We start from the raw sequence: 26,949 nt of genomic DNA on the forward strand, positions 1-26,949 counted from the left end.
TCACAGGTGACAGATGGAACAGCCGACTTCTTCTTCGGCGTCCATCTCTCCGGTGAAAGCTTCGGCCAGGGTTCGGGGTCTGCGTCTGGCTGCAGCCCGTTTCTGGCGTTTCTCCTCTTCGGCCTTGATCTGGGCAATGCGTTCAGGGCGGGCCAGTTCTGCGAGGCTCTCCCCTTCCCGCCAGGTGTAGCCCTCCTCGGGTTTCTCGTAGGTCATGGCCTCCTCGAACTTGTCGGGGTGCCGCTCAAGCAAACCCACCCACTCGATCCCGCGCTGGAAGAAACAAAAGGTGCAGCCAGAGCGGGAACGCCACTCGTAGTATTTCGGGATGCCCACACTGCTGTCTTCCAGAAGCCTGAACACATCCTCTCTGGTGATGCCTGCCTCCTTGAAGGGATAAACCGGGGTCACATTGGGTTTGGAGGTGATGTGCCCATCCCGATGCTCATCGGCGCGAATGGCGATGTAGAGGTGCACGGGGTCGGTGCCAATGTATTTCTCGAAAGGCTCGATCTTGAGCTGTCTGGTGCACCAGCGCATGTTGGGAGAGGGCAGGTAACCCCGGTACATGTCCAGCCAGTAATCAAATCCCCTCTCCTGCTCGTCTTCTAAAAGTCGGGTGATGGGTTTTCCCAGAAAGGCTTCGAGGCGGGACAGGTACTCGTAGGTTTCGGGGAGTTCTTTGTGGGTGTCGCAGAACAGATACTCCATCTCGATTTCGGGGTGGTGCTCTTTCATGTAGATGGCCAGGGCGGTGCTGTCCTTGCCGCCCGAGACGAGCAGCACGTGGCGCATGGAATCACTCATGGGGTCCTCCGATGATTTTCTGGGTGAGGAGTGCGAGGGCGGACAGGGTCACATTGATGTCCAGGCCACCGGTTTGCTTCTGGAACTCTGCCAGCAGGTCATGGCTGAGCTGTTCGGCCTGCTGTTTCTGGTCTTCCCTCAGGCTGAACACTTTTCGGTCTTCTCTCAGGTCCGTGCCGAGCACCCCAATGCGAATCACCTGCACGCCTGCATCCTTTGGGACAGTGCCTCTTTCGCGAACCAGTTCTTCCAGGCGGTGAAAGTCACTGGCCATCTGACGAAGCTTCACCTGAAAGGCCAGCAAATCCCCATCTCGCCAGTCGGTGACGGGTTTCCCGCTGTGCACCACACGTCCGAGTTGCTCACGCCATTGGTCTGCACTGGCACTTCCGAGTTGCTGCACGAACGCGGTGAGGGTCTGGTCCACGGTGTAGCCTCTGAGCTGTTCTGCACGGCTGCGCAGGTTCTGGGACACCTCTGCAAAAGAACCCGAAAGCTGAAAAGCCTCACGGATCTGCATCTCAATCTGGTACAGCAGATTTCCAAACGCAGATCCCATGGCGTTCAGACAGTCCAGCAGCCATGATGTGAGCGATTTGGGGTGGGTTTCCCCTTCAATGGTGGTGTGATAGAGGGCCAGGATGTCCTGGGTGACCAGTTGCACCGGGTCCTTGATGCGCAGCAGCATGTCCCGGAGCAGCACTGCAGAAGGGGGATCCAGCTTGCGGGTGAACCTGCTGTATGGAGGGAGTTTTGCGGCCACCAGAATCAGGGGTTTCACCACATCCATCAGCAGGGGGGTGCCAATCCGTTCGGGTTTCCCGGCGTACATGCGGATGGCTTCACTCATGTCCTGCAAGGCCTGCAGGGTGGAGGAAGTGAACTCAATCCACTGCACCTCGAAGAGGTCGGGGCGGCGCACGATGCGTTCCAGCACCTCAATGCGCAGTTCGGGCACAAAGAGACCTTCATCAAAGATGGCGATTCTTTCCCGCATGGAAATCAGCAGGGCAGCGACCAGCACAGGAATAGGGCCTTCTGCAATGCCATAAGGTGCCCCTCTCAGCAGGTCAAAAAGTCCTGTCAGGGGCACCCTGTCTTCACGGGCGGTCAGGTGCTCCAGCATGGCTTGCCAGACCGGCTCGTAACTTCCTTCTGGTGCAGTGAGCTGCCAGTGGCCCTTCACCTCTCTGTGAAACCCGCCTTTTTTCAGGACTGCGGCATACATGCTGTACTCGGGGGGGAAGCCCTCCATGCCCAGTCTGGGCTGGGTGTTTTGCAGCAGCATGGCTTCCAGCAGATTCCTTCTGGCCTTGGCGGACTGGGAGGAAAGCTGGTTGCGGTTCAGAAGTTCATTGCGAATCACCGGAGAGAGGTGGTACTTCCAGTCCAGAATCTGGCTGAGCCACTGCTGGAAATGACGGGCCGTCGGGACAGAACAGGGTGCTCCGGCATGGAACCATTCGCTTTTGGAGGGCTCAAAGCGGTACCCTTTCACCCCGAACAGCGAGCCAATGGTGTTTTCCAGGCGTTCCTGGGCCTGCTGGATCCGGCCTTCCAGCTCTTTTTTGGCCACCGGGTCCCCTTCCAGACTGGTGCTGGTGCGTTTGATGGTTTCCCAGGCGTTCAGTTCCCTTAAGAAACCTTCCAGGCCCACCACAGGTCTGGGGAAAGCGAAAATCACATTGGTGTTTGCAGCATGGAACTGGGCAATCAGCTGCAGTTGCTTGCGTTCGGTGTCGGTGCTGCTCAGGACAAAAATGATCTGCAGCTGGTCGGGTTTCAGTTTTGAGATGTGGGTGGAGAGTTCGGTGGAGCGCCCCTCAAACAGGGTGACTTCAAACGAGCGCAGGTTTCCGGTGCGGATGTAATGGGCACGGGCGACCTGGGGATACAATTCCAGGTGCCTTTGCAAGGAACGGGCCAGCGAGAACTGCCCCTGCTTTGCCATCACCTGGGCAAATTCTTCGTCCAGATCCATGTCAGAGCCGTCCCACAGGGCGTAGGTGCTCTCAAAATTGCGGTAAAGCACCAGAGACTTGCGTTTGAGTTCTGAAAGGGCCTCATCCACCTCTGCGGAGTCTCCGCAGGCAGCGATCAGGGTTTCACGGGTGGCTTTCAGGCCCACCTGAGATCCATAACTGGAGATCAGTCCGATGGCCTGCACGAGACTTTTTAAAAGAGGATCTGCTCCCTCTCCCAGTCGATCACAGGCCACCTCGATCAGGCTCCAACGCCGAGACAGGTCACTCTGGTAAGTGGCGCTCCCCAGGCTGTGCACCACGTACTGGTACAGCTGGGAAAGGGTGTACATGGGGAGTTGGCCCGAGTCGGTGTCCTGGGAGGTCAGGAAATCCAGCAGTCCAAACGGCTCGCTTCCGGTCAGGAAGGCGAACAGGGAGCGCTCATTCTGGGCCAGTTTGCTGCGGAACAGGGGCCAGAGCAGCAGGGCCGTGATGGGCTCGATGGGGACGCACCTTAAAAGGTGGGCATCGAGTGCAGGAATGCGTTTTCGGGCCTCTTCCAGAACTTCTGATTCCAGCACCTCCCGCACTTTGCAGGCGTAGGCTTTTGAAAGCTCAGGGCCACTGCGGAAATCCACGGCACTGGCAATCAATTGCAGGAACTGCTCTGCGGGCTCCTGAAAATTCACATCCGTGAAGCGACCCTGCACCTTCTGCCATTCGGCCCGTGCCGTGTGCTCGGCATGCAGCAGGTAATCGCTGAATCCAGTGTGAAGGACAGTGATGAGAGCAACAGGAAAAGCACTTCTGGAGGCAAATTCTGCCAGTTCCTGCATCAGGAAGAGGTCCCCATCCTGCGGGTTTTGTGCTGCATATTCCAGAAACTTCCCGAACTCGTCCAGGATGAGCAGAAGCCCTCCCCTGCTTTTGCGGCTCAGGTGGAGGGTGGCCCGTTCCAGCAGGTCCACGGCCCGCACCTCCGGGTCACTCCAGCGTCTCAGTTCTGGTTCCAGATCTGGAAATTCTGCTGTCAGGGTCTGGTGGATGGCTTCTTTGAGGGTCTGGTGCAGGGGTCTGCGCTGACCCACCAGCAGCAGGGGGAAAAACGGTGCGAGGTGAAACCCTGTTCTGGACCGGATGGCCTGCCCCATTGAGGTTCTGGGAAAAGCGGAGGCCAGGGTGTCTGCCAGGAACAGTGCGAAACTGGATTTCCCTGAGCCGTAAGGACCGGTGATGGACCACGTGCGGGGTTGCCCACTCTGGGAGAGGCCTTTCAGGATGCGCTCGGTGAGGCTTTGCCCGTTGGGGGTGAGGATGTAACCTTCAAGGTGTTCGGCGTCTTTCCAGTCTTTGACCAGTTGTACGCTGCGGTGAAAGCGGCCTTTCACACTGACCAGATCACTGAGGATGGCATTCATGCGTTTTGTCCTTCCCCTGCATAGTGGTGCCTGAGCAGGCTTTGCAGGGTGGTGGGGGTCCAGTCTGCAGAACGAATCAGGCTGCGCATCCCTGCGGTATCGTCAAAGTGAATCCCGGTCAAAGCCTGCACCTGATCCACCCGGTTCAGAAAAGCCGTTTCGGTCAGTTTGAATGCTGCTCCCGGAGCACCCGGGTGGTACATGAACCGTTCCAGATTGACTGTGGAGACCTGTTCAAAGTGCTTTTGCCAGTGGTCCACCAGGGCATAGGCAAAAATGGCATCCGGGAGGCTTCTGTGCTCTCCCCTGACAAAACCGAAGGTGTTTCGGTCCACCCTTTTCAAGAGGCCCAACTCTACAAGGGGGGAATCGAAAGATTCCTCTCCCACCTGACCTCTGGGGCTCAGGGCAGGCAGGTAGGTGCGGATCAGCACCTCAAAATCCCGCTCTATGGAATTCACATTCGCACGTGAACCTCCCTGATGTTGCAGCAGATCCATCACCCACACCACCACCTCCTGCCTTGTGAAGGTGTCTGTGCGGAAAACCGTGAAAAGCAGGTGCCACAGGGTGGCCTCCTCGGGGTTCTGCAACATCAGGTGGTGCAGCAGCCACAACGTTCCCGGATCTTCAAGGCAAGGATCCCAGCCTTTTTCAGATAGGAGAAGCCCGGCAAGCTCCGTGGGCTCAAAATGCCCTTTGTGTCCTCTGACAGGCTGAATCAGTTGCATCACGGTGCACCAATGCCGGATGCTGCTCACCATGTTCTTTCCCACCCCGAGCAGGGTGGTGGCATCTTCAAGCAAAAACAGATCGGGGTGTTCCGGGAGGCCCTGCACGGCTTTGGGCAGCCAACTGTAACGCAGGGCAAAGGATTCATGTCCGCTGAAGGAGGTTCGGGATAACGGGAGGGTGAGCATGGTTGGGCCTCTCAGGAAGGATTTGGGCAACGCAACACGCACCAAAGGCAAAAGGAAACGACGAACAATGCCTGAGGCATTGCTCTGGGTTTTCTTTTTGGAGACATGGTTTACCAGCTGATGATATGGAGAGGCCGCGACAGGATTTGACGCGCCCTGTTTGTTGTGTCGAAACAGTACTGCACAGCAAAGTGAATTTTCATTCTTGCGTCAGGCAACTAGGGGTTTTCCCTGGCAACCCAAAAACAAACCTCCATTTTGCCAGCTGACAGAATGGGGGTGTTTTCCGTCAAAACATGATCTTTCTTTAAAATTCAACAGTCCACTGAAGAGAATTCAATTCTAAACAAATTTTCTCAAAAAATACATAAATAGCGAATTCAAATGAACATCTGGCCCCAACACCCAGCAAGAACACCACAAGAAAAAGCCAGGACCTTCCGGTCCTGGCTTTAAGATGAACAGGGTTATTTCTGCATCCAGAAGCTGTAACTGCCGCTGCCTGAGTATGCCACAACTTCCCAGGTGTAGTACCCGCTGCCTGCGTTGTAGGTGATGCTTTCATCGCTGCTGGAGGTTTCTGCACGGCTGACCGCCTGCCATGCGCTGCCGTTCCATTTGTAGAGCACCAGGTCAAAGTCGCTGCCAGAGGGACCTTTCAGCCAGCCCTTCAGGGTGCCGCCAGCGTAATTGAAATAGGTGTTGTTGGGCTGGTAGGCGCTCTGTCCGCTGCTGAGGCTCCCGGTGTACTTGCTGCAGTTGGTGCCACTGCAAGGGTCCGTGGTGGGGGGCTGGGTGGTGCCCTGACCCACGAACAGCAGACGGTTGGCTGTGCCTTTAGGATCGGTGATCTTGTTCTGGGTGGCGGTGTTCACCAGGGTGTCCCGCACCTGCTGGGGGGTGAAGGCGGGGTTGGCGGAAAGCACCAGGGCTGCTGCGCCTGCCGTGTGGGGACTGGCCATGCTGGTCCCGGAGATGGTGTTGGTGGCGGTGGTGCTGCCAATCCAGGTGGAGGTGATGTTGCTGCCCGGAGCAAAGATGTCCACGCAAGTGCCGTAGTTGCTGAAACTGGAACGCGCATCGGTGCTGGTGCTGCTGGCCACAGTGATCGCAGCAGGGGTGCGGGCAGGACTGTAATAACAGGCGTCATCGTTGGAGTTGCCTGCAGCCAGCACAAAGGTGATGCCTCTGGAAATGGCACTGGCAATGGCGTCATCCATGGCCTGATCGACGCTTCTGCTCTGCGGCCCCAGGCTCATGTTGACCACGGCGGGCTTCTGTGCGTTCTGGGCCACCCAGTTGATGGCCTGAATGATGCCCTGGTTGCTGCCGGTTCCGTCACAGCCCAGCACCCGCACGGCCACCAGTTTCACGTTTTTCGCCACCCCGTAGGTGCTGCTGCCAATGGTGCCTGCAACGTGTGTGCCGTGCCCCTGGCAGTCCTTGCCGTTCTGGCCATCGTTGATCACGTCGTACCCGATGGAAGCCCGCCCGCTAAAAGCCACATGGGTGGTGTTGAGGCCCGTGTCCAGAATGTAAGCGGTGACGCCCGTGCCGCTCGTGCTGTAGGTGTAACTGTTGCTGAGGGGAAGGTTTTGCTGGTCAATGCGGTCCAGGCCCCAGGAAGGAGGACTCGTCTGGGTGTCCACGGCATGGTAGGTCTGCACGGCCTGCAGGTAAGCCACCCGTGGGTCGGCAGTGAGTTTCTGCACGTTGCTGCCACTGAGTTTCGCTGCGAAACCATCCAGCACATCGCTGTACACGGCCTGCACCTGCACACCCTGTTTTTCAAGGCCCAGCATCTGCACCACCTGTCCGGCACCCAGTTTGCTGATGCTCTGTCCCTGCACGGTGGCCGTTTTGCGGAACACCACAATGTACTCTCCAGAAGCACTGTTGCCATAAATGGGCGCTTCAGTGACAGTGTTTTTGCTGCTGGGCATGGGAAGCCCAGCGTCCTGCGGTGCAGTGCTGTTGCAGGATGCCAGTGCAAGGGTGAGGGTCAGTAAAGCAGCAGAAGTGACTCGGTTCATGTCCGTTCTCCTCGTGGCGTGATGGCAGAATCAAACTGCTTTCAGGCCGGTTGGGCAGGGTGCCCGTTGGGTTTTTGAAGATGGTCCACAATAACCATTTCGGCTGTCCGTGAAAATCAGGGAATTCACCTAACTGCTTCTGAAACTTTGCCCCTTTGCAGAGGGCACCTGAATCCCTCAATTGAACCCCTTCAAAGACCGTGGATTCTCTGCAAGAAGATCGAATACTGCGGGTGTTTATGCATCCCTGCATCTTCAAGGCCTATGGGTGTGCAGGTGGTACCATGCCAGGGTGCTTTCCCTGATCGGCAACTTGCTTTTCACCGTGCTGTTCCCGGTGTTGGTCCTCCAACCGAAACTTCCCGGAGTGAACTGGGGGGTCATGCAGGTGCTCACCCCCACTTTCGCTTTCATGCTCTCGGCGCTCATTCCCTGCCTGTACCTGCTGGTCCTGCAACTCCGCAACAGGCGGGCATCAGCCGTGTGGTTGCTGTTCACGCTTTCCACCCTGATCAACGCCCTGGCCAGTTTCTGGTGGATTGATGGCTGGACCTTTGCCCTCAAGGATTCCAGTGGCAGCCTGTTCCTGGCCACCTCCACCCTGGTGTCCCTGCTGCTGGGCAAACCCCTGTTTGGGGTGGTGCTGCGGGAGTACCTGCAGCTTGATCGGCAAAGCAAACACGCTGTTGAAGCTTTCCTGCAAGGCCCCGGACAAAAGCTGGTGGTGCTGAGCACCAGGGTGCTGTGCCTGAAAGGCTTGACCGTGGCCACCCTCAACACGCTGGTGAAACACCAACTGGTCACCGCCCCATTTGGCACACCAGAATTCAATGCCCAGCTCGCAGGTGCAGTGGCGTGGATGGTTCCGGTGGCTTATCTGGCCACCACCGTGGCATACTCGGTGATTGTGCTGATCTGGAAAGTGGGTCTGGGGGCAAAATTGCATTTCCCCTTCACCCCGAGGGTGTGGACAGAAGCCCTGGCAAGCCGGGGGCTTTGACGGCCTCGCAACAGGTTGCTGCTGGATGCAACATCGGCTGTGAAACCCTGGCTCCTGAGGTTTGATGAAAGCAGGCGTTCTGGTGCGGCACCCCTTCCCTTGCCCTTTTCCTATACTGAACCCATGAGACAACTGAAGCATGCAACAGCCCTGACCTTCCTGGTGATGGCCACCTCCCTGGCAGGTGCTCAATTTGAAGATCCTTTGCACAACAACCTCTCCCGGTTCAGGCAGGTCTGCCAGATCAACGTCCAGGTGACCAGAGATGACAGCGATGATCCCAGCACCACAAAGCTGTTGACCGAAAAAGCCACAGCGGAACTCACCACCTACGGCATCCTGCTGCCGGCAACCTGCAACGACGATGATTTGCGTTTGCGCATCACCATCGATTTCAAAAATTTGCCTGATTATGGAAACCAGGTCCATCTGTTCAAAAACACCTTTGAAGCCTGGACCCAGAGTTACAAAAACCTGGAATCCTTTTCCATCTACACCGACACTTTTGTGGATGTCCGTCGCAGCCATGCGGATGCCCTGGAGTTGACCGGGTTGTGGGTCAACATGGTCATGGACAGGTTCGTGTTTGACTGGCGCAAAAGCCATCCCGGTTGACACTCCAGCTTCCCTGGCCCACCCTGCAGTTTCCCACCAGGCTGGGTCCCTCTGCAGATGGCGGGTTCCACACAGCATGGTCCATCCAGCTTAGGCCAGTTGACGGTGCTGCACAGGCTTTTCCTGTCCTATAGTGGCTCCAAAGAGGAACACCATGCACACTTTATCCCACCATCATTTTCACTTTCCCCCACGGGCCATTGCAGGCTTGCCCACCCATCCAGACACCCCGGACAGGATGAGCGCTTTGAAGAACCAAAAATGGATGTGCTGACCTTCGAAATGCTGATGAAAGCCTGCCAGGCTTTCGGGGTGCAGGTGAAGGACATCCAGCCTTTGCCAGGGCACCGGACCAGGTACAGGATCACCGATGACCACGGCAAAATGCACCTACTGAACGCTGAAAACAGTTTCTTAGGGGACTTGATGGATTACAAATGCCAATTGCTGGTCTCCGTGGCTTACTTCCTGACTTACCTGAAACGCAAAACAGACTTGCCCCTCCCTGAGCCCCTCCTGACCCGGGAGGATGAACTCACCTTTGTGGGCAACTTCTTCTGCTTTTCCATGCTCACCTGGGTGGAAGGGGAACCCATCAAGGCCCTCAACCAGTCTCAGGCTTTTCAGGCAGGCAGCATCATGGCCACCTTGCACCACAGGCAGCAGGGCTTTGAACGTGCCGAGGGATTCACACGTCCCTGGCCCACCCAGGATCACCTCAGGCACAGCTGGTACCGCATCCAGCACAATGCCCATTTGCAGCAGGAAGACATCGAGCGGATCGAAGCCCTGCTGGCACGCCGCACAGGCTTCAGGTACCGTTCCAGAGATGACCTGCCCGAATCCGGGTTGATCCATGGGGATTTCAAATTGCAAAATTACGTGCTGAACAGGGGAAAGCTGCGGATTGTGGACTTTGATCACCTGCAGCACAACTCCTTTCTTTATGACATTGCCGTTGCTTTCACCTCCATTCACGACCCGAAACTCAAACACCGTTTCCTGGAAGGCTACCAGAGCGTAGCTCCCCTGCCAGGCAATCTGGAAGACGGCCTGAACCGCGCCTACCTTGAGGCCACCATTCACAGGATCGGCGCACACCACCGGGTGCTGCGTTGTCCAGAGTGGATCCGCAAGGAAGCGCCCCTGCTGGTGAAACTGGCCCGCAGGTACGAGCAAGGAGCATTCAGTGCGCTGGATTGATCCCACCCAGACATTTCAGGGCCCTCAAGAATGCCCCGTTGACCTGCAAAGGGCAGGTCTGGCCATGTTTCGCATTGCACCACACGGCACATGCTGTCCAGCAAAGTGATTCAGGTCCTCACCAGACACAATCGTTTTGCCAGATCTGGTAGGCCTGCTCAAAGAACTGCCGGACACCAAACTCCAGCTTGCGCAGCCCATAAAAATCAGCCAGCAGGCTCAGGGCCCTGTTGACCGAAAAATCTGCACGGTTCTCACTGAAACACGAGATGGCTGCCACCACTTCACCCTGGGGAATTTCAGCCATGCTGCGGTCACCTCGGGTTCTCAACACCGTTGGGGGGGTGTGAGGCAACCTCACAAATTGTGCCCACTGCCCTTCGACCGACACCGCATGGTGAAACACCACCTGCTTTTTCTGGCTGGCCTGATCCAGGAGTTTGGTGAGGTGCAACCGCTGCTCAAGTCCAGCAGCTGAAACCCATGCCTGTGCGTAAATGTTCAACAACCGCTCAAGGTGAATGGGACCTTCAACTTGCAAGATCTCCAGCAGGTGCCTGAGGTGAACTTCATCCGATGGAGCTCCAACAACCTCAGGCTTCCAGTTCTGGTAGGTGGGGATGTCATGCTGCTGTTGTAACTTCAGTGCCTCTGCAGATGGAGAAGGCGCAACAGGCTTCCAGCGAACAGGGGAAACCCTCGCGGAGGAAATTTTGTTCTCTGGTTCCAGTGAAGCTTTTTTCGGGAGAGAAGGTTTGCTTTTCAGGCGGGCCGCTTTCTCAGCCTTGCTTTGTCCAGAGAACAATTTTCCCTCTCGTTTTGAAGCTCCACCCACTTGCAAAGCCCTGAGCTGGGCAGGTCGCTTTGAAGCAGCAGTTGAGTGCTTTTTTGAATTGGATTTCTCTGCTGCTTTCATGCTTGCTGCAATTCCCCGCACTTTCTGTGTCAGGCGGGGGGTCTGGTATGGCTGCTTATGTTGGGGTTTCTGTTCTGCGGGAGCTTTGACCTGGGTGGCATGGGTGCCATGTGTCATGCTTGAGCTTTCCTGAACCGTCTGGGAGGGATGCGTTGCCACTCGATCCGATGGTTGCTCAGCCTTTTCAGGTTGAAGGACCAGTTGCGCTGGGCTGGATTTGGAAACAACTGAAGGGAGTTTCAACAAACGGCGGATGGTTGCAGTGGGTTCCCGCCACTCCAGAGGCCCATCTGGCAACAGGCAAGCCCAGGTGCTTCTGGCATCCAGGCTGTAGACCTCCTCCACCGGGTCCTGAGGCAGAAAATGCAAGACCACTTCACCTTTGCGCTGCATCTGCAGCAGATCCCGTGGTATGGGCTGCGCATGGGAGGTGACCACCTCCACCCTGCCTCCCACTGGCCGTTGTTCCAGAAGGTGCTCAAGCACGGGATGGTGGCGGAGTCGACCTGCAGGGCAACACAGCACATGATGGTACCCAGGCAGGTTGCGCCAGGGTTCCACAGGATGCCAGCTGATTTTCCAGTGTCCCAGGTGTGGGGAGATTTGCAATCCCATGAAAGGCTGGACTTCAAAGAGCTCAAACAGCAACCGCAAATCCTGACCCTGCAACCGTCCGGCCACACACTCCAGCCGGTAAAGGTTTTCCGCCTCATCAGCGAACACCACTCCGGCTTCATGCCCAGAAGCAGGCAGAAAGCATTGCTCGATCATCTCTGCACTCAAACGCCACTGGCGGGTCACCTCAACCCTGTTCTGCAGCAGGGTCCCCCGGTGGTACAGTCCACCAGGAAGTTCCTGATATCCCTGTTCCAGCAATACCTGATGGTACATCTTTGCTGTACGGGTGCAGTCCAAATCCCTGTGCAAAGGCAGCAGGTCATCCAGGTGCACCCAGGGTCCAGCCTGCAGGTGCTGCAGGGGCACAATGTGGGTCACCTCCAGGGTGGCGCTGGAGGTGCGGGTGTGAAACACCACCTGACCCTGATGGTGGCCTGCAACACGTGTTGCAGATTTCAGGGTGGCCTGCTGAAGCAGCGGGCTCATGTCCACGGTGAGCCAATCTGGGTGCTCGACCTGAATGATGTCCAGATCGCCGTCTGTTCCGTACCCGGCATTTTGAAAACGCACCAGCCCTCCACCTGCAGACAGTTGCAAGCTGGTGGCACTGAGTTCCAGAATGGCTGCCCTGACTTCATGTTGCTGTTCTTGCAGGTGCTTGCGGTAGTGGCTGGCCTGGGCGGCGGGTTTCCCCAGCACCCTGTACAACTCAAAAAACACGGCTTCATTGGACTGGGTGCCATCTGACAGGGTGTGTGCTCTGGTCAGTTGGGTGATCTTCATGCTGCGGGAATGCTGCAAAGCCTGACGCATCAGAGAGGCCGTGATGGTGCGACGCAGCCGGGCCTGCAGAACCCGCACGCATTCCGAGAGGGATTCCATCACGTGCCAGCTGGGATTGAACACCTTGCTGGCCAGGGCCTGTTCAATGAAGTGGTTTTCCAATTCGCGGCACAGCAGGTTTTCCCGCTCAGGCACGTCCCTTCCCCCCTTCCATCAAGCGCTCCAGTTGCCTGCGCAACCAGTTGAGGTGCTCTGGCATGCGCTTCCAGTGGGCTTCAAGTCGGTAGTGTCGCCTGGCCTGATCCAGAACCTGCTGAACATCAAATGGCCTGCCTGCCTGAAAGAATGGCCTGCAGTATTCCAACACCTCTCCTGGTGGCACATCTTCAGGGGACCGGACTTTGCTTTCCCGCAGCCTGTACACCTGTCCGGGCAGCATCAACACCTGCGATTCTGCATCCCTGGGGGCAGGTCTGGATTCCAGTTGCAGTTTCCCTGCTTCCAGGTTTTCTTCCACCGCCAGCAGCACCCGGTCAAAAATCAGTCGAGGGGTGCGGGAGCAGCGTTCGGCATGACGTGCAAGCAGCTGTCGGAAGGTCATCGGGCCTTCTTCGCGCACCAGGCTGAGGATTTGCACTTGCAACGCTGTGATGGAAACCGTGCGGGGATCCGGGGCAGAATCCACCAGCACTTTTTCTGGCAGCAGCTTCAGGGTGGGCTTCGCAGGTGCAGGGATGGGCGTTCTGGCAACCCCAGCATCTTTGATGGTCCCGCTGGTCACTGGGGGCACAGCTGTCTTGAGGGCCTGCTCTTTTTGGGCAGCTTCAATCCGGGACCTGTAAAGGGCCTGCGCTTCTGAGAACGCCCTTTCCAGTTGAGGTGCAGGAACGAACAGCTTCCCCTGCAGCCACGGGTTTGCTTTCTCAGGACTGCCTGTGTGCTCCAGCACTTCCAGCAGAAACCGGGGCAGTTGCCTCGATTGTGGCTCCCACCCTTCTCTGGGACGGCGGTATCCATTGCCACCCCATCCACACTGCTCCAGGCTTTCATTGATGAAACGCCTGGAGTCCAGACTTCTGCCCCCCAGGTAAGCTTCCACCAGTTTGCGCAACTGAGAGTGGTGCAAGGTCCCCCCGTAGGCCTGCACGCAGTACCGGATGGCTTCGGGCAGGGTTTGCCGGTGCCGGTGGTGCAACAAATGTCCGGTGCGGCTGAGTTTCACCGGGCCGTCATACAGCACCACATGGGCAGCATCCAGACCCAGGCGTTTGAGGATTGGCAAGGCAATTCTGGGCCGCAGATCCACCCCGGCTTTTTCTGCCTCACGCTGCAAGGAGGTGCGCACCCGCTCAGCTGCATCCCTCTGCAGGTGAGGTCGTCCATCCAACCAGTCCACGCCACTGCTGTTCTGGGTGAGGGCGGTTTCGGACCACCGCATGGGCACCAGGCTCTGCTGCACCTGTTGCATCTGCACGCTGAGTTCGAGGTCCAGCAGGCCGTGCTCATCGCCCCGCCAGGAGAGTTCCCGAAAGTCCCGCTCTTCCAGGGCCACTTTTCCTTCAAAACGTGGCAGTGCAGAAACCTGCCCTTTGCGCCCGGCTGGAAGGGGGGCATACCACACCTGGCTTCCAGTGGCAGCGTACAGGCGGTAAGGCAGGTGCTGGGCCACCAGGTACAAACTCAGGCGACCCGAGCGGTGTTGCTGCCGGAGCACCTGGGGAACCTCACCCGTTCCAGACAGCACCACATCCACGTGCCGTCCCTGTTCGGAGAGGGCCAGCAAATGAGACAGCACTTCAGGCTCCCGGAGGTGCTGCAGGGTTCCGGTGAGCAGAAAGGTGTCCCCTTGCAGGGCGCGCCACTCCTCCACTTCATGGAAATGCACCCGCATGCGTCCCAGTTCGGGTTCGGCAGTGATTTTCATGTGCTCCAGGTTCGCTTCGTGCAACTCCAGCATCACCTGCAAATCCGGTCCTCCCAGATGCCCGGAGCGGTGCTGAAGGTGAAACACATGGTTCTCGTCATCCACGAATTCCATGTCACTGGTGTACCCCAGTGCAGGCAGGGCTTTTGCCAGCAGCATGTCCTGGGAGAGCAGCCACTGGTGGGTGAAATTCAGCTCTGTTTTCTCCTCTGGTCGCAGGTACATGCCTCCTGGCAAGGCCAGATAACCCAGGCCTTCCAGCAATTGCCCAAGTTCACTGAGGGTCGCTGTTTCATCCAGGTCAGGGTGGTCCGGAAGCAGGGCTTCTCGCAAAATGGGATTTTCCTGAGGAAGTGGGTAGTGGGTGGAGCTGCAACCCACCTGTAGCACCACTGTGCCCCCATTGGTCTGAAGCCTCACCTGACCCCGGTAATGGCCTCCGGGCAAAGGCAGGGCCTGCACTTCAAGGGTGCGGTGGTCGGCAGAGACCCGCACCTCCAGCCAGCTGGGATGCTGCAAGGAGGTGACTTGCACCTCATCTCGCCCGCCATAACCCACATTCTCCAACTTCACCCGCTCAACCTGCGAAGTCAAATGCACCTGCTCCGGGATCAATCGGGAAATCCGCGGTTTGGCCCTCACACCGAACTGTCTGAGCTGCTGCCGGTACTGTGCAGCCTGCACGGTGGCCTTGCCATGCACCTGGTACAGCTGAAACTCAATGCTGAGGTCTGAAGCCACCCCAGCAATGGTGCAGGCGTGGTTGAGGGTGCCCATTTTCATGCTGCGGGAATGCACCACGGCCTGCCGCAAATCTTCCAGGGTGAGGTCGCGCCCCATGCGAATTTTGAGCAGTTGCAGGTACACCACTGCGGGCTCCATGGTGTGAAACATCGGATCAAAGGTTTTTTGCTCCAGGGCTTTCTCAATGAAAGCCGCTTCGAGTTCCTGCACCAGCACCTGTCCAGCCCCAGCCACACTCACCTCCGGTACTGCCGGATGTGTTCCCGGCCCCTGTCGGTGAGTTTGAGCACATCAAATCCGCTTTCCAGGGTCACTTTCTCCACATGCCTTTCTGACAGCAGGTCCTCCAGGGCCTGGCGCACCTTTTTTTCATCCACAAATTTCAGGCGAGCAAAGTGAGGCGAACTGAGTTCTTCTGCACTGTAAGGTTTGAAGCTCCCTGTTTTCGAATCCTGGCTGCCTTCCCTGCCCATCAAGAGGCCGATGACTTTGCCCTGCCCGCGCTGCATTTTCTGTTTGTCCCACTCCAGCATCAAAGACAGAATTTCCCTTCTGGGGTCCCACAACTGCGAGAGGTCCACCTGACGCTTTCTGTCGGAGAGCGCCCAGGGCAAAGCCACCACGGTTTTGCAATGGTCACAATGCCCACACGGCTCCGTCACGCGACCTTCAAAGTAACTGCTGAGCATCTGGTTGCGGCACACCGGGCTGTCCAGGTAACGTTCAAAATCATGGAAGCGTTCCAGCTTGCTCTGGATGCGCTGCGTTCTCAGCCGCTCATACGCCGAGAGGTCCCATTTGCGAATGGTGATTTTCAGGGCTGGGATGGACGCAGTGACCCCCAGCAAACCCTGACGGCTGTACTCGAACAGGCGGTCCTGCACCCTGGTGGCCTCCTGAAAAAACTGTCGGCTGAGGTGCACCCCCTGCTCTTTTTGGGCCTCCATCAATGTCTTGAGCTCCTGGTCTCTGGGCAGAGGCACGCCGTACAGGGGGAAAATGCGGTGCCAGCCTGGCACATGCTGGTATTCGATGATGCCCGCCTCTTCCAGCAGGTGCAACACCGTGGGCAAATTCTGTGTTTCAATTTCCCCCTGTTCGGACAGTTCCCGCTCGGTGGGATAGGTCAGCTTTGAAATGGTTTCCAGGATGTGACGCACCTGATCGGCTGTGGGGTAACTGCGCTCAATCAGTTTGCGGGCCCGTTTGCTGTCGTTGCTGCGCAAAGTCACTGCAAAGGCCTGCAATGCGGGGTCCCGGCCAGCCCGGCCCACCTCCTGCACGTATGCCTCCAGCGAGAGGGGGGCATCGCAATGCAACACCAGGTGCACATCTGGAGCGTCAATGCCCATCCCAAACGCATTGGTGGCCACCATCACGCTGATCTCATGGTTGAGGAAACGCTCCACCAGGTCCTGCCTCAGGTGCGGGGAAAGCCCGGCGTGGTAGGCCTCTGCGTTGAACCCCAGCGCTTTGAGCAAAGAGGCAATTTGTTCGGTGCTGGCCCGACTGCCACAGTAGATGATCATGCGTTTGCCGCGAAGTTGCGGGTTCTGGCTGCAACCGTTCACCACATCCACCACCTGCTGCAACTTGTCTTTTTTGGTGACCGTTTGAACCATCAGGTGCAAATTCGGGCGGTCAATGGGACGGGTCAGCACCCCACTGGCCTGCAATTTGAGCCCCAGGGCAGAGATCAGTTCACTGTGCTTGCGCACCGGAAGCGTGGCCGTGAAGGCCGAAAGCGCAGGCCTGAGTCCCAGTTCGGCAAGCCTGACCGTGACCTTCTGGTAATCTGGCCGGAAATCATGCCCCCACTCCAGCAGGCAGTGCGCCTCATCAAAAACCACCCGTTCAGGCGGCAGGCTTTTCAGCAGGTGCTGCAACTCCACACTGCGGTTGATGCGTTCAGGAGAAACATAAAGCAGTTTCACATTGCCATTTTCCACTTCGCTGAGCACCACCGATTGTTCGGCCCTGGACAGACCACCCCACAAACCGGCCACCGGGAGGCCCAGTTCCTCCAGCTTCTGCACCTGGTCCTGAATCAGGGCCACCAGCGGGGAAACCACCACCGTGTAACCCTCTGCAACCAGCGCAGGCAGCTGAAAAATCAGGCTTTTGCCACCCCCGGTGGGCAACAGCACCATCACATCATCGCCGTGCAAAGCCTGCAGGATGCCTTCGAGCTGCAAATCCCGCCAGGAAGGACTCTCAATTTCAAAAAGAAACGAGACTGCGTCCAGCAACACCTCCTTCCACTGGTCCTGATCCAGGGCACGCAAATCGGCACGAAGCCTCTCCAGGTACTGCATTTTCGGTGAGATCAGTTCTCCGGCCTCAAAGGGCTTTCCAAAAATGCCCCCCAGGGCTTCATAAAACAAACCCCGATTTTTGGGACGATGCACCCGTTCGCTGGGCACGGGCAAGGCACCCAGGAAACGCGACTGGTAGGAAGCGGTGGCCAGGCGACGGTCCCACAACACAAAGGCCCCTTGATCCATACGGTCATGCTGGCGAATCAACCTGCCATAAGCCTGCACAAATTTGATGATGCCGCGGGGCAAATACACCCGCTCCCAGTACTCTCCAAAATCGGTCATGGCCTGACGCTGCTTCTCCAGGATGATGTCAGGAATGGGAAAGGGGGTGCGGTCCAGGGACACCATGCTCAAACCCGGAACATCCACCCCCTGTATGAAACCTGCAGAACCCAGGCCATGGCCTTGCCGGGTCTTGCGCAGGCGCTTCACCAGCACATCTGCTCCCATCTGCTGGCTGGACCACACCCAGTTGGGGTCCTGTTTTTGCGCTGCCCGTCTCAGGCGGGTGTTGGCTGTGAAGATGTGCAAACTGCCCCCGGGCAGTTGCGGAGCAAATTGGCGGATTTCCTGCCCCACCAGATCGGGAAAGATTTTTTTCTTGTAGAGGGGAAGATGGTTTGCAAACAGCACATGGCTGAGGTGGTAAGGCAACACCGGCTGCAAAACCGTGTACTGGGCTTCGCCCAGAGCAAGGTCTTCCTCAAAAAGCCCGAAGTCTTCCACATCCCCTTTGCCCCGAAGGGCTGGACCCACCCCCGGGATGCGCAAAGTCGCACTGGTGAACACCAGCACGGGCAGCAAATCCCAAAGGGTGTGCAGCCTGGAGCGCACCCACAATGGCGTGCTCCACAGCTCGACATGTTCATCGCTGAACCCCACTGCATACACCTCATCGCTGGGTTGGTACTCCAGCAGGCCTGCAAGCGTCTGCTGCATCACCTTGAATTGAGAGAGCACATAGAGCCACTCGTCCTGACGGTTTTTGGCCGGGTGCAAATCACCAATCAATTTCACGAAACGGTCCAGCAACTGCTGCAAGCGGCGGAACCCCACCTCCAGGGTGCGGTACTCCTCGGTCTTGCGGGTCACCTCATCGACACTGGCCTGAAATCCAAAACCAGCCTGTCCCCGACCGTACTGCAGGGCAAAACGTTTGGCCCGTTCAATCACCTGATCCATCTCTGCAGAGAAACGGCCAATCAGCAAAGACACATTGGTGGCATGCCTGAGCAGCAGGGTGTTCTTTTGAAAAACCGCTTCGGTCTGAATGGCAGAAAGCAGCCCGGAACGGTTCATGAAGGTGCTGCGCAACTGGTGGTAAGCGGTGATCAGCGCTTCTGGTGGGGATGCCATGGAGGCAAGCTCACGTCCCAGCACCTCATCAAGATGCTGGGGCTCCAGGGGGTTGCTGTCCTTCTGGCGCTTCAACTCCAGGTACACACTTCCCAGGTTCCCATGCTGGCGGTACGGCTCCAGCAAAGCCACCAGAGCCTGACTGATTTCACTGCGGCGAGATGCGGGCAACCTGCGCACAGACTCCCGCCACAATTTTTGCAACAACCCCCTGAGGGAACTGAGGCTGAAAGAGCGCTTGAGGGCACTCTGGGCCGCTTCGGTGAACTCGTGCGCTTCATCGACCACCACCCGGCGGATCGGCAGCTGGTTGGCCTCCTGTGGATCTGGGCTCAGGACGCTCTGGCGTTGCAGCAGCAGGGTGTGGTTCACCACCACCACATTCGCGCCTTTCTCTCCTTTGTGGAGTGGAAAATAAGCACAGCGGTCATGAAAAGGGCAATCGGTACGGCACCTCAGGGCATTCACCTGACAGCGCTCCCGGATGAGGGCAAATCCCGCCGTGCGGGTCACCGGGTTCTCGGGGATGTCCGAGAACTCTCCCTTGTCGGTGTGCAGCAACAGCAAGGCCACTGCCCTGGCCTGCTGCTCACTGAGGTCCAGGTTCCCCTCGCTGTCTTCTGAGAGGGACAGCAGGTCCGAGAGTTGCAGCGGGCAGAAGTAGTTCTTCACCCCCTTCAGCACCAGCAGGCGGAACTTGAAATCATGCTGGATGCGCTTTGCTTCTTCCAGCACCTGGTCTTGCAACTGCCGGGTGAAGGTGCTGATGTACACCGGGCCCAGCCCGGTGGTTTTGATGCTGGCCGTCAGGGCAGGAAAAAGGTAAGCGCGGGTTTTGCCTGTGCCAGTGGGCGCTTCAATCACCGCGCGGGCATGCTGGGAAACCAGGGCCTGTTCCACCTGATGCGCCATCTTGACCTGTCCGGGACGTGGCTCTGTCAGCAAACGGTCCAGGGACAGGGGCCGGTTTCCCGTGCCCTCCACCATTTTCACATGGGCCTGGCGTTTCAGCAGGTCCTCTGCATTTTTCAGGAAGACCTTGACTGGCACACCCTGATGGGGAAGCAAAAAACGCAACTCTGGCAGCGGCAATTGACCCAGCACCTGCAGGGACTTCTCTGGCAAGGTGCGCACCAGATCCAGCAGTTCCCTGAGCACCTCCAGGGTAACCTTGCAGTCCTCTTCTGCGCGGTGCAGGCCATCCACCACAATACCGGTGAGGCGGGTGTACAGGCTCCCCAGTTGATGCACCTCTGGAGGCTCTGCCAGCGTGGACATCACCCAGCCAGCAAACAACAGGGTGTCCACCTTGAGGGTGGGTTTCAGGGGCAGCATCACCTGCTGGCAATGCCGGTCCAGCACCCGCCAGTCGTAAGCCAGCAGGTTGTGGCCCACCACCGGCAGGTCCCCCAGAAAAGCCTGAAGTTCACGCATCACCTGCGGGAGTTCTTTGCCTTGCTGCACATCCTCAGGGGTGATTCCGGTCAGTTCGGTGATGTGGCGCGGAACATGGCTGCGCTTCACAAAGGCCTGGTAACGTCCCACCACCTGCATGCCCTGCACTTTCAGGGCGGCCACCTCCAGGATCTCTGCACTTTCTGGATCGGTGTCGGTGGTCTCCAGGTCCAGCACCACAAAACGGTCCATCACCCCGGCAGGCAGGTTTTCCACCACTTCTCCCGGAGTGACCAGCACCACCTTTTCCCCTTCCAGCCGCAACTGTCCTCCACTGCGGGTGAGGGCCCCCTGCACCGTCTCCAGGTGAATGTTGAGGTGCTTTGCCAGCACACTTATGGCTTGCGGACCATGCAACCGCAGGTGTTCCGTGATTTTGTTGACGACAGGCAGCACAACATTTCCTCCCGTGGTTTCACATCAACCCAGCCAAAATCCCCATTGATCAGGACAGAGATGCTTCTTCTCGGTATACCAGCCCCCAGCGACACCATCTGTCGCAGAGAAGCCCACTGAGCCAACCCTGCAACCAGGATGTTTCAGGCCAGCACTTTCAAATTGGCGAACATCCAGCGCATGCGCTTCATTCCCACCTCACTGCGGTCAAATTGCACCAGCACCTCCAGTCGGTCCCCTTGCCCCCCCACCTCCTGGATGGTGCCCCCACCCAGCTTCGGGTGTTCCACCTGATGGCCCACCCTGGGAGTGAGCGCAGCAGGCAAATGCTGGCTGAAGGTGGGTTTGGCACGGTCCAATGTCGGCCCTGGCTGCACCGTCTCCCTGAAATCTTGCAGGACCTGGGCACTGAACGACACCTCTGAGGGCTCCTGCCCGAAATATTCCCAGGGTTCCAGATGCCCTGAAGCAAAAAAACCAAAATCCCGCAGGGCCTCGGCTGCACCCAGCACCTCCTGGCTGAGTTTCAGCATGTGGTTCAATCCCAGCGCGGGCTGGTCCTGGGCATGGTCGGTGATGAAACGCCCAAAATGGTTGCGCTTCACATGTTCCAGCAAAGCGAAAGCCTCTGCTGGCTTCAATGCCCCGGTGCGGGTGAGGGCCTGCCGCACCTGCTCGGTTTCCTGCAGCACCTCTGCAAAGGTGCGGTGTCCAGGAGGGGGCAGCTGTCCGGGAGGATAACCGGTCAGGAAACGGCTGACCCCTGGAGCAGTTGCGCCCTCCAGGTAATGCACATGCAAATCCTGCTGGGCACGGGTGATCGCCACATAAAACACCCGGCGCTCCTCTTCCATTTTCATTTTGTCCCCAAAACTGCCCCGCATGGGCATGGTGCCGTCATTTGCTCCAGGCACGAACACCACCGGCCACTGCAACCCCTTGGCGCGGTACGGGGTGGTCATCAGCACCCTGTCCCGGCTTTTCTCCTGCTCATCGTTGGCTTCCTGGAAACTGATGTGGTCGATGTGCGCAATGAACTCCGCAAGCGTGCCTTTGCCCTGCGCATACCTCGCCAGGCTCTGCGCACCCAGGAAACGCGCTTCCGCCAGGTCCGGGTTGGCTGTGCTGGTCTCAAGGTGGTGCTGGTAATGGATGTCCTGCATCAATTCCGCCAGGGCCTGCTCTGCTGGCACATCCCCCTCGATGCAGTCCAGAAGCATCCCCAGCACCCCATGCAGTTGCAACAATCCCTTGCTGAAACGCTCGTGCTGCGCCTCTCCGCTGTGCACCAGCAAACGGTTCATCAGGCCCTTGCCGTCCTCCAGCACCTGTTGCATCAGCGTGGACACGTAGCGGGCCGGGATGAACTTCCTGGGCACCATCACACAGGTGTTGAAACTCACCGAGAGTTCTTCTTTCTGTTTGTGCGAAAGCCGTTCTCCTTTCTGCAAAGCGTGTTCCAGCAGGGCCACCCTCAAGTAACGCAACAGTGCACGGATTTCATCCCGTTTGTAGAAAGGGGTGCTGCCCAGAATGCGGTACGGGATGCGCCTCTCAATGAATTCCGTCTCAATGAACGGGGTCAGGGCATAAATGCGCACCAGCACCGCATGGTCCCGAAGTTTCAATCCCTTTTTGACGTTCTCTTCCACCTCATCTGCAATGCGTCTGGCACTGTCTGCAAAAGATCCCACCCCCACCACAGCAGTATTGCCTTCAAAACCCCGGGTCAAATTCAGGGTTTTCTTCTCCCGGTCCTCGTTCTGTTCGATCACGTAATTGGCGAGTGCCAGGTGCGAGGCAAACGACCTGAAATTCTTGGTGATGAAATACTTCACTGCGTCATAACGGGCCTGAAAATTGCGAATGAAAAAAGGACTCGATCCCCGCCACCCGTAAATGGTCTGGTCATCGTCCCCCAGGGCCATCACATTGTGGTGCTTGCGGACCATCAGATGCAGCAATTCGGACTGCGCCAGGTTCAAATCCTGAAATTCGTCCACCAGAATGGCGTCATACATGCCTTCCACGTGAGCAAGCAGCTTTGGATGCCGCAAACTGTGCTCCCAGGCCAGCACAATCATGTCATCGAAGGTGATCACATTCCTGCTGCTGCGCAACTTCTCAAAAAGCTGGTACAGCTCCAGATAGTAAGGCACGCCTGCAGGCGCTTCCGCCTGGGTGGCAACCGTTCGGGCCTCCAGAGGAAGTCGGGCATGTTCCAGGTCTGCATACTGCAAATTGGCCTTGCATTTCCCCACAAAATCCAGAAAGTCATGCACCTCAAAATGCTCCGGTACCGCCACCTGCAGTGTCCGGGCTTCCTTGACGGCCTCCCGGGCAATTTGCAGCTGAAAGGAGTCCGTCTCGGTTTCTGGCAGTTGCAGTTCTGGAATCACCTTCATTTCCATGGCTTTGCGCAAAATCCCGTAACCGACACTGTGCAAGGTGGAGACCCGCACCTCTGCACACTGCGGAAAGGATTCAAGTTTCTTCAGGATGTCTTTCACACTCTCCCGGCTGAAACTGGTGGCCAGGATGCGTCTGGGCCTGAAGATTCCATCATCCACCAGTCGGCGGATGCGGTGAATCAAACTGGTGGTTTTGCCTGCACCTGCAACCGCAAACACCAGGGCCGCCCCATGGTTGTGGTTGACGATCAAAGTTTGCTCATCGGTGAGACTGTGCACAATTCGATTGTAAAACAAATCAAAGCACAAGTTGCATGATTTCTGGCATCTTTTTGATTTGGTGCTGTTACCAAATGTCCTAAAATCACCCAGAACATTTCATTTCAATTACAAAATTCATTTCAAGCAAAAGCATCCGTCTTGACACAAGAAATAAAGGCAGCATTTTATACTCCCGTCTGGAGCAAGTTCATCATAACTGGTGTATTGACTCTATTCATCTAGGGGAAAACCCTTATAGACCACTGCAAAACCCTGAGGAAATGCCGTCTGCAACGAAAATCAGAAACATGATTGTTGTGCCCTGACCAACCCCGAAGGGCAACCCCTGCATTCAGGACAGCAAAGCCAGGAATTCCCATCATGGAGCCACATGACACCTTGAGTTGCTGATCTGTTGCTCTTTCACACAACAAAACCCCCGACCCTGGTTTTCAGGGTCGGGGACACATCCATGCACATCAGCTGCCGTGCATGCGTTTGAGCAGTTCCAGAAAATTGGAGTGCACAATCACATGGGTCAGTCCAGCCAGCAAGATCAGGCCCAGGGTCCAGGAAGCGATTTTCATTTTGCGGTTCATGTTTTTCTCCTTAAAGGTACGAGAGGGTTTCCCGAACGGTCAGGCGACTGGCCTGCCATGCGGGGTAGAGGCTGGCAAGGTAGGCAAACCCCGTGACCAGCAGCGTCCAGACCAGCAGTGCCGTAAAAGACAGCACCAGGGGCAGGGGCAGCCTGAAAGAAAGCGTTCCAATGAGGGTTCCAACCCCGTAAGACAGGGGCAGGGACAGCAGCACTGCGCCCACCACGCTGAGCAGGGCCACCAGCACCCCTTCCAGGGTCACGCTGCGCAGGATGGTGCGGGAGGTGCCGCCCACAGAACGCATCACCCCGAATTCGCGGGTGCGTTCAGTGACACTGGTGCCCATGCTGGAGGCCAGTCCCAGCAGTCCCACTGCGGCCACCACCATGGAGAGCACCAGCAGGGCCACGATCAGGATGTAGACGTGTCCGTTCACGGCGGCCTCCAGCATTTCTTCGGAGAGGGCCAGTTTCACGGGGAGTTTTCGGGTTATAAACTCCTGTTCCAGGCTGTGCATCACCGCAGGAAGCTGGCCGTCTTGCACCTGGAACCTCAGGGTGTTGAATTGACCACCCGTGTGCAGCACCCGGTCAAAGGTGGCAGGCAGCACGTAGGCCGCAGACGGCGTGATGGGTTCACGCACCACACCCAGCAGTTTGAGTTTCACAGGCTGTCCTTCCACGGTGAGCAGCAGGGTTTCTCCAATGTTCACCTGTGGGAAGAAGGCTTTTGCGGTATGGTTGAGGACCACGCCTCCCAGGTCGGTTTTTTGCAGGGTGCGTCCCTGCATCACTTTCCAGGACACGAAAGTGCTCTCTGCAGGGAGGGAGCGCAAACCCAGGCTGCCGTGCCCTCCGTCTGGATAGGTGCGCACCACACTCAGGCCATCTTTGCGGCCCACTGCAGCAGGCAAAGAATTCCAGATTTCTGCGGTCTGCACTCCAGGCAATTTCCCGAGGTCCTGCAAAAGGGATGCAGGTTGAAAGTCTTCCAGACGCACTTCCAATTGATAATGCCGGTCTGCTTTGGCGTCCTGCAGGTTCTTTTCCCAGGCGGCCCGCACGTTCAGGCTGGTCAGGAACAGCGCACCTGCACTGGCCAGCAAAGTCAGGGTCATCCCAAGCCTTCCCCGTTTGCGAAAAGCATTGCGCAGCGAGAGGGTGAGGGTCCGGTCCACACCGGGCAATTGACCCAGCCAGCGGTCCAGCCAATTTGTGCGCGGGACACGCACCTCCACCCCCACATTGTTCAGGGCCTGCAGCACGGTGGTGCGGGTGGTTTGCAGGATGGGTCCCAGGGCCAGCAGCACAGGCAAAACCAGCCCGGCGCCAATCTGGATCAGCAAGGCCCACAGGGGCACCTCATGCGAGGTCAGGTTGAAATTCAGCAGTTCTGCAATCAGGCCAGAAAACTGTTGCCCTGCCAGATTTCCAAGGGGAACCCCGACCAGCACGGCCAGCAGTCCCATTGTTGCCACCAGGGTGAGGTACAGCCCGGCGATCTGTGCTGTGCGGCCTCCGATGGCTTTCATGATGCCAATCTGACGGATCTGCTGGGCCAGCAAACCCGAAATCAATGTGGCGGTCAGGATCCCTGAGAGCAGGAAGGTCAGGGCACTGAACAGCAGAAACATCACCAGCACGGCATTCATCTGGCCCTGGTGGGGATGCTTGAAGGGTGGGGGAATTTGCACCTGTTCCACAAAGCGGCCCTGCTGTTGCAACCAGCGGGACAGTCCAGCCATGGTTTTTTCAATCTCCTGCACGTTTTCTGGCTGCTGCGCAACCTCCACTTTCAGGAGGTGCAGCGCCGGATCTTCTCCCAGGGTTTGCAGGGTCTGGGGGGTGATGTACCCGTAAACCGTCTGTTCCTGCCAGGCCGGGGCCAGACCGGGATCATGCACCGTGCCAGAAACCTTCAGGGTGTGCAGTCCTCCATGGGGGGCATCGACCTGAAAAGCGTCTTGCAGCTTTGCATTCAGGAAGGTCAGGGAGGTTCTTTCCAGCAACAGGGTCTGGGTGGGAGGCGTTGAAGCGCCTGTTTCGTGGGCAAAGTGGTTGAGGGTGAGTTTCTGGAAATCCGGCACCACAAACAGCCTGAGTGGAAACCAGCGGCCATCTGTGGCCTGGATGCGGGCGTTCAGGGTGCTGCTGGCTTCTGCAAATCGAATGCCGGGTTGTTTTGCAACCTGCTGCACCAGTGCTGCATCCACCTGGTCCAGCTCCAGTTGCGCCGAGGCGGGTCGGGTGGAGAGGTAATTGATTCGGATTTCCCGCGTCAGGATGGTGTAGGCGGTCAGGATGGTGCCCATCCCGATCAGACCCAGCGTGAGGGCCAGCACCATCAGCAGCAGTCTTCCCTGCATCTGCTGCACATCTCCCAGCAGTTTCTTCCATCTGGAGGTCATGAGAGCCGCCCGTCCTGCATGCTCAGAACGCGGGTGAAGTGCTGTCGGAATTCCCGTTCGTGCGTCACCATGATCACGGTGCGGCCTTCTTTCACCAGCAGGGAAAACAGCTGCATGACCTCCTCGGAGGTGCGGGAATCCAGGTTTCCGGTGGGTTCATCTGCGACCAGAATGGGCGGGTTGTTGGCGAGCGCACGGGCAATGGCCGCCCGTTGTTGCTGACCGCCAGAGAGGTCTGCAGGGAGTTTGTCGGCCTGTTCCAGGATGCCCAGTTTGGACAGCAGGTTTTCTGCCTGTTCGCGGCGTTCTTTGAGGGGGAAGGTGTTGCAGAAATCCATGGGCAGCATCACATTCTCAATGACCGTTAAAGTGGGCAGCAGCTGGAAGAACTGGAACACCACCCCCACATTTTTCCCACGCCACACGGAAAGCTGCTCCTGGTTGAGCCTGTGGATGGCTTCTCCGTTCACATGGATTTCACCCTGGCTGGGGGAATCAATGCCGGTCAGCACGTTGATCAGGGTGCTTTTTCCGCTGCCAGACGGACCCACCACAGCAATGAATTCTCCCTGCCTTACGGTCAGGTGGATGTCTTTCAGGGCATGAAAAGCCCCTGCAGGGGTCTGAAAAGTGCGGCCAATGCCTTTCAGTTCGATGAGGGGTCGGGGCACGGTGCGGGCAGCAGCGGCCACCTGGGGCTGGGTTTGCATGGGATCTCCTTTCAAAAGATCAGGGCTCCACGGCCTTCAAGCCATGGATGGGATGGTTTTTTATCGAGAACTGGACTTCTGGGGGTCC

The 26,949-nt window shown here is 57.6% G+C and carries 13 protein-coding genes; 3 read left to right on the forward strand and 10 right to left on the reverse strand.

Annotated elements, in window-relative coordinates; translation table 11 throughout:
* The 4 genes from IEY52_RS11490 to IEY52_RS11505 form a co-directional block, all read right to left on the reverse strand.
* Complete coding sequence (locus IEY52_RS11490; RefSeq protein ID WP_189002831.1) at positions 1 to 807, reverse strand: phosphoadenosine phosphosulfate reductase domain-containing protein; 807 nt, start codon at positions 805 to 807, stop codon at positions 1 to 3.
* Entirely contained in the window at positions 800 to 4,189 is a 3,390-nt protein-coding gene (locus IEY52_RS11495) for a hypothetical protein (protein ID WP_189002832.1), read from the reverse strand. The genes IEY52_RS11490 and IEY52_RS11495 overlap by 8 nt, the downstream gene beginning before the upstream one ends.
* Positions 4,186 to 5,109, reverse strand: a complete 924-nt coding sequence (locus IEY52_RS11500) for a DUF4007 family protein (RefSeq protein ID WP_189002833.1) — start codon at positions 5,107 to 5,109, stop codon at positions 4,186 to 4,188. Before IEY52_RS11500 ends, IEY52_RS11495 begins: the two co-directional genes overlap by 4 nt.
* 467 nt (positions 5,110 to 5,576) lie before the next feature.
* Positions 5,577 to 7,142 (reverse strand): S8 family peptidase, encoded by a 1,566-nt coding sequence (locus tag IEY52_RS11505; protein WP_189002834.1) that lies wholly within the window; start codon positions 7,140 to 7,142, stop codon positions 5,577 to 5,579.
* Between the two features lie 292 nt (positions 7,143 to 7,434).
* Between IEY52_RS11505 and IEY52_RS11510 the strand changes: the two genes are divergently transcribed.
* The 3 genes from IEY52_RS11510 to IEY52_RS11520 all read left to right on the forward strand — a co-directional run bounded on the left by IEY52_RS11510 (position 7,435) and on the right by IEY52_RS11520 (position 9,960).
* On the forward strand, positions 7,435 to 8,142 hold the full coding sequence (locus IEY52_RS11510) for a DUF3159 domain-containing protein (protein ID WP_189002835.1): 708 nt from the start codon (positions 7,435 to 7,437) through the stop codon (positions 8,140 to 8,142).
* A 123-nt stretch (positions 8,143 to 8,265) separates the two neighbouring features.
* A complete protein-coding gene (locus tag IEY52_RS11515) occupies positions 8,266 to 8,757 on the forward strand; it encodes a hypothetical protein (RefSeq protein WP_189002836.1) in 492 nt (163 codons plus the stop codon).
* 261 nt (positions 8,758 to 9,018) lie between these two features.
* A complete protein-coding gene (locus IEY52_RS11520) occupies positions 9,019 to 9,960 on the forward strand; it encodes a phosphotransferase enzyme family protein (RefSeq protein ID WP_189002837.1) in 942 nt (313 codons plus the stop codon).
* 118 nt (positions 9,961 to 10,078) lie between these two features.
* Here IEY52_RS11520 and IEY52_RS11525 read toward each other — a convergent pair whose 3' ends face one another.
* The 6 genes from IEY52_RS11525 to IEY52_RS11550 all read right to left on the reverse strand — a co-directional run bounded on the left by IEY52_RS11525 (position 10,079) and on the right by IEY52_RS11550 (position 26,861).
* Positions 10,079 to 12,472 carry a hypothetical protein gene (locus IEY52_RS11525; RefSeq protein WP_189002838.1) on the reverse strand — a complete coding sequence of 798 codons (2,394 nt, stop codon included), beginning with the start codon at positions 12,470 to 12,472 and terminating at the stop codon, positions 10,079 to 10,081.
* The gene (locus IEY52_RS11530) at positions 12,465 to 15,179 is read right to left on the reverse strand and encodes a hypothetical protein (protein WP_189002839.1); all 2,715 of its coding nucleotides are present in this window, start codon (positions 15,177 to 15,179) and stop codon (positions 12,465 to 12,467) included. Before IEY52_RS11530 ends, IEY52_RS11525 begins: the two co-directional genes overlap by 8 nt.
* Before the next feature lie 2 nt (positions 15,180 to 15,181).
* Positions 15,182 to 20,473 carry a RecQ family ATP-dependent DNA helicase gene (locus tag IEY52_RS11535; RefSeq protein ID WP_189002840.1) on the reverse strand — a complete coding sequence of 1,764 codons (5,292 nt, stop codon included), beginning with the start codon at positions 20,471 to 20,473 and terminating at the stop codon, positions 15,182 to 15,184.
* Positions 20,474 to 20,616: 143 nt separating this feature from the next.
* A complete protein-coding gene (locus tag IEY52_RS11540) occupies positions 20,617 to 23,163 on the reverse strand; it encodes an ATP-dependent helicase (RefSeq protein WP_189002841.1) in 2,547 nt (848 codons plus the stop codon).
* Between the two features lie 591 nt (positions 23,164 to 23,754).
* Positions 23,755 to 26,151: an ABC transporter permease gene (locus tag IEY52_RS11545; RefSeq protein ID WP_189002842.1), complete on the reverse strand. Its 2,397-nt coding sequence runs from the start codon at positions 26,149 to 26,151 to the stop codon at positions 23,755 to 23,757.
* Positions 26,148 to 26,861, reverse strand: a complete 714-nt coding sequence (locus tag IEY52_RS11550) for an ABC transporter ATP-binding protein (RefSeq protein WP_189002843.1) — start codon at positions 26,859 to 26,861, stop codon at positions 26,148 to 26,150. Before IEY52_RS11550 ends, IEY52_RS11545 begins: the two co-directional genes overlap by 4 nt.
* Positions 26,862 to 26,949 lie beyond the last annotated feature (88 nt).

The organism is Deinococcus roseus (genome assembly GCF_014646895.1).
GTDB lineage: Bacteria > Deinococcota > Deinococci > Deinococcales > Deinococcaceae > Deinococcus_C > Deinococcus_C roseus.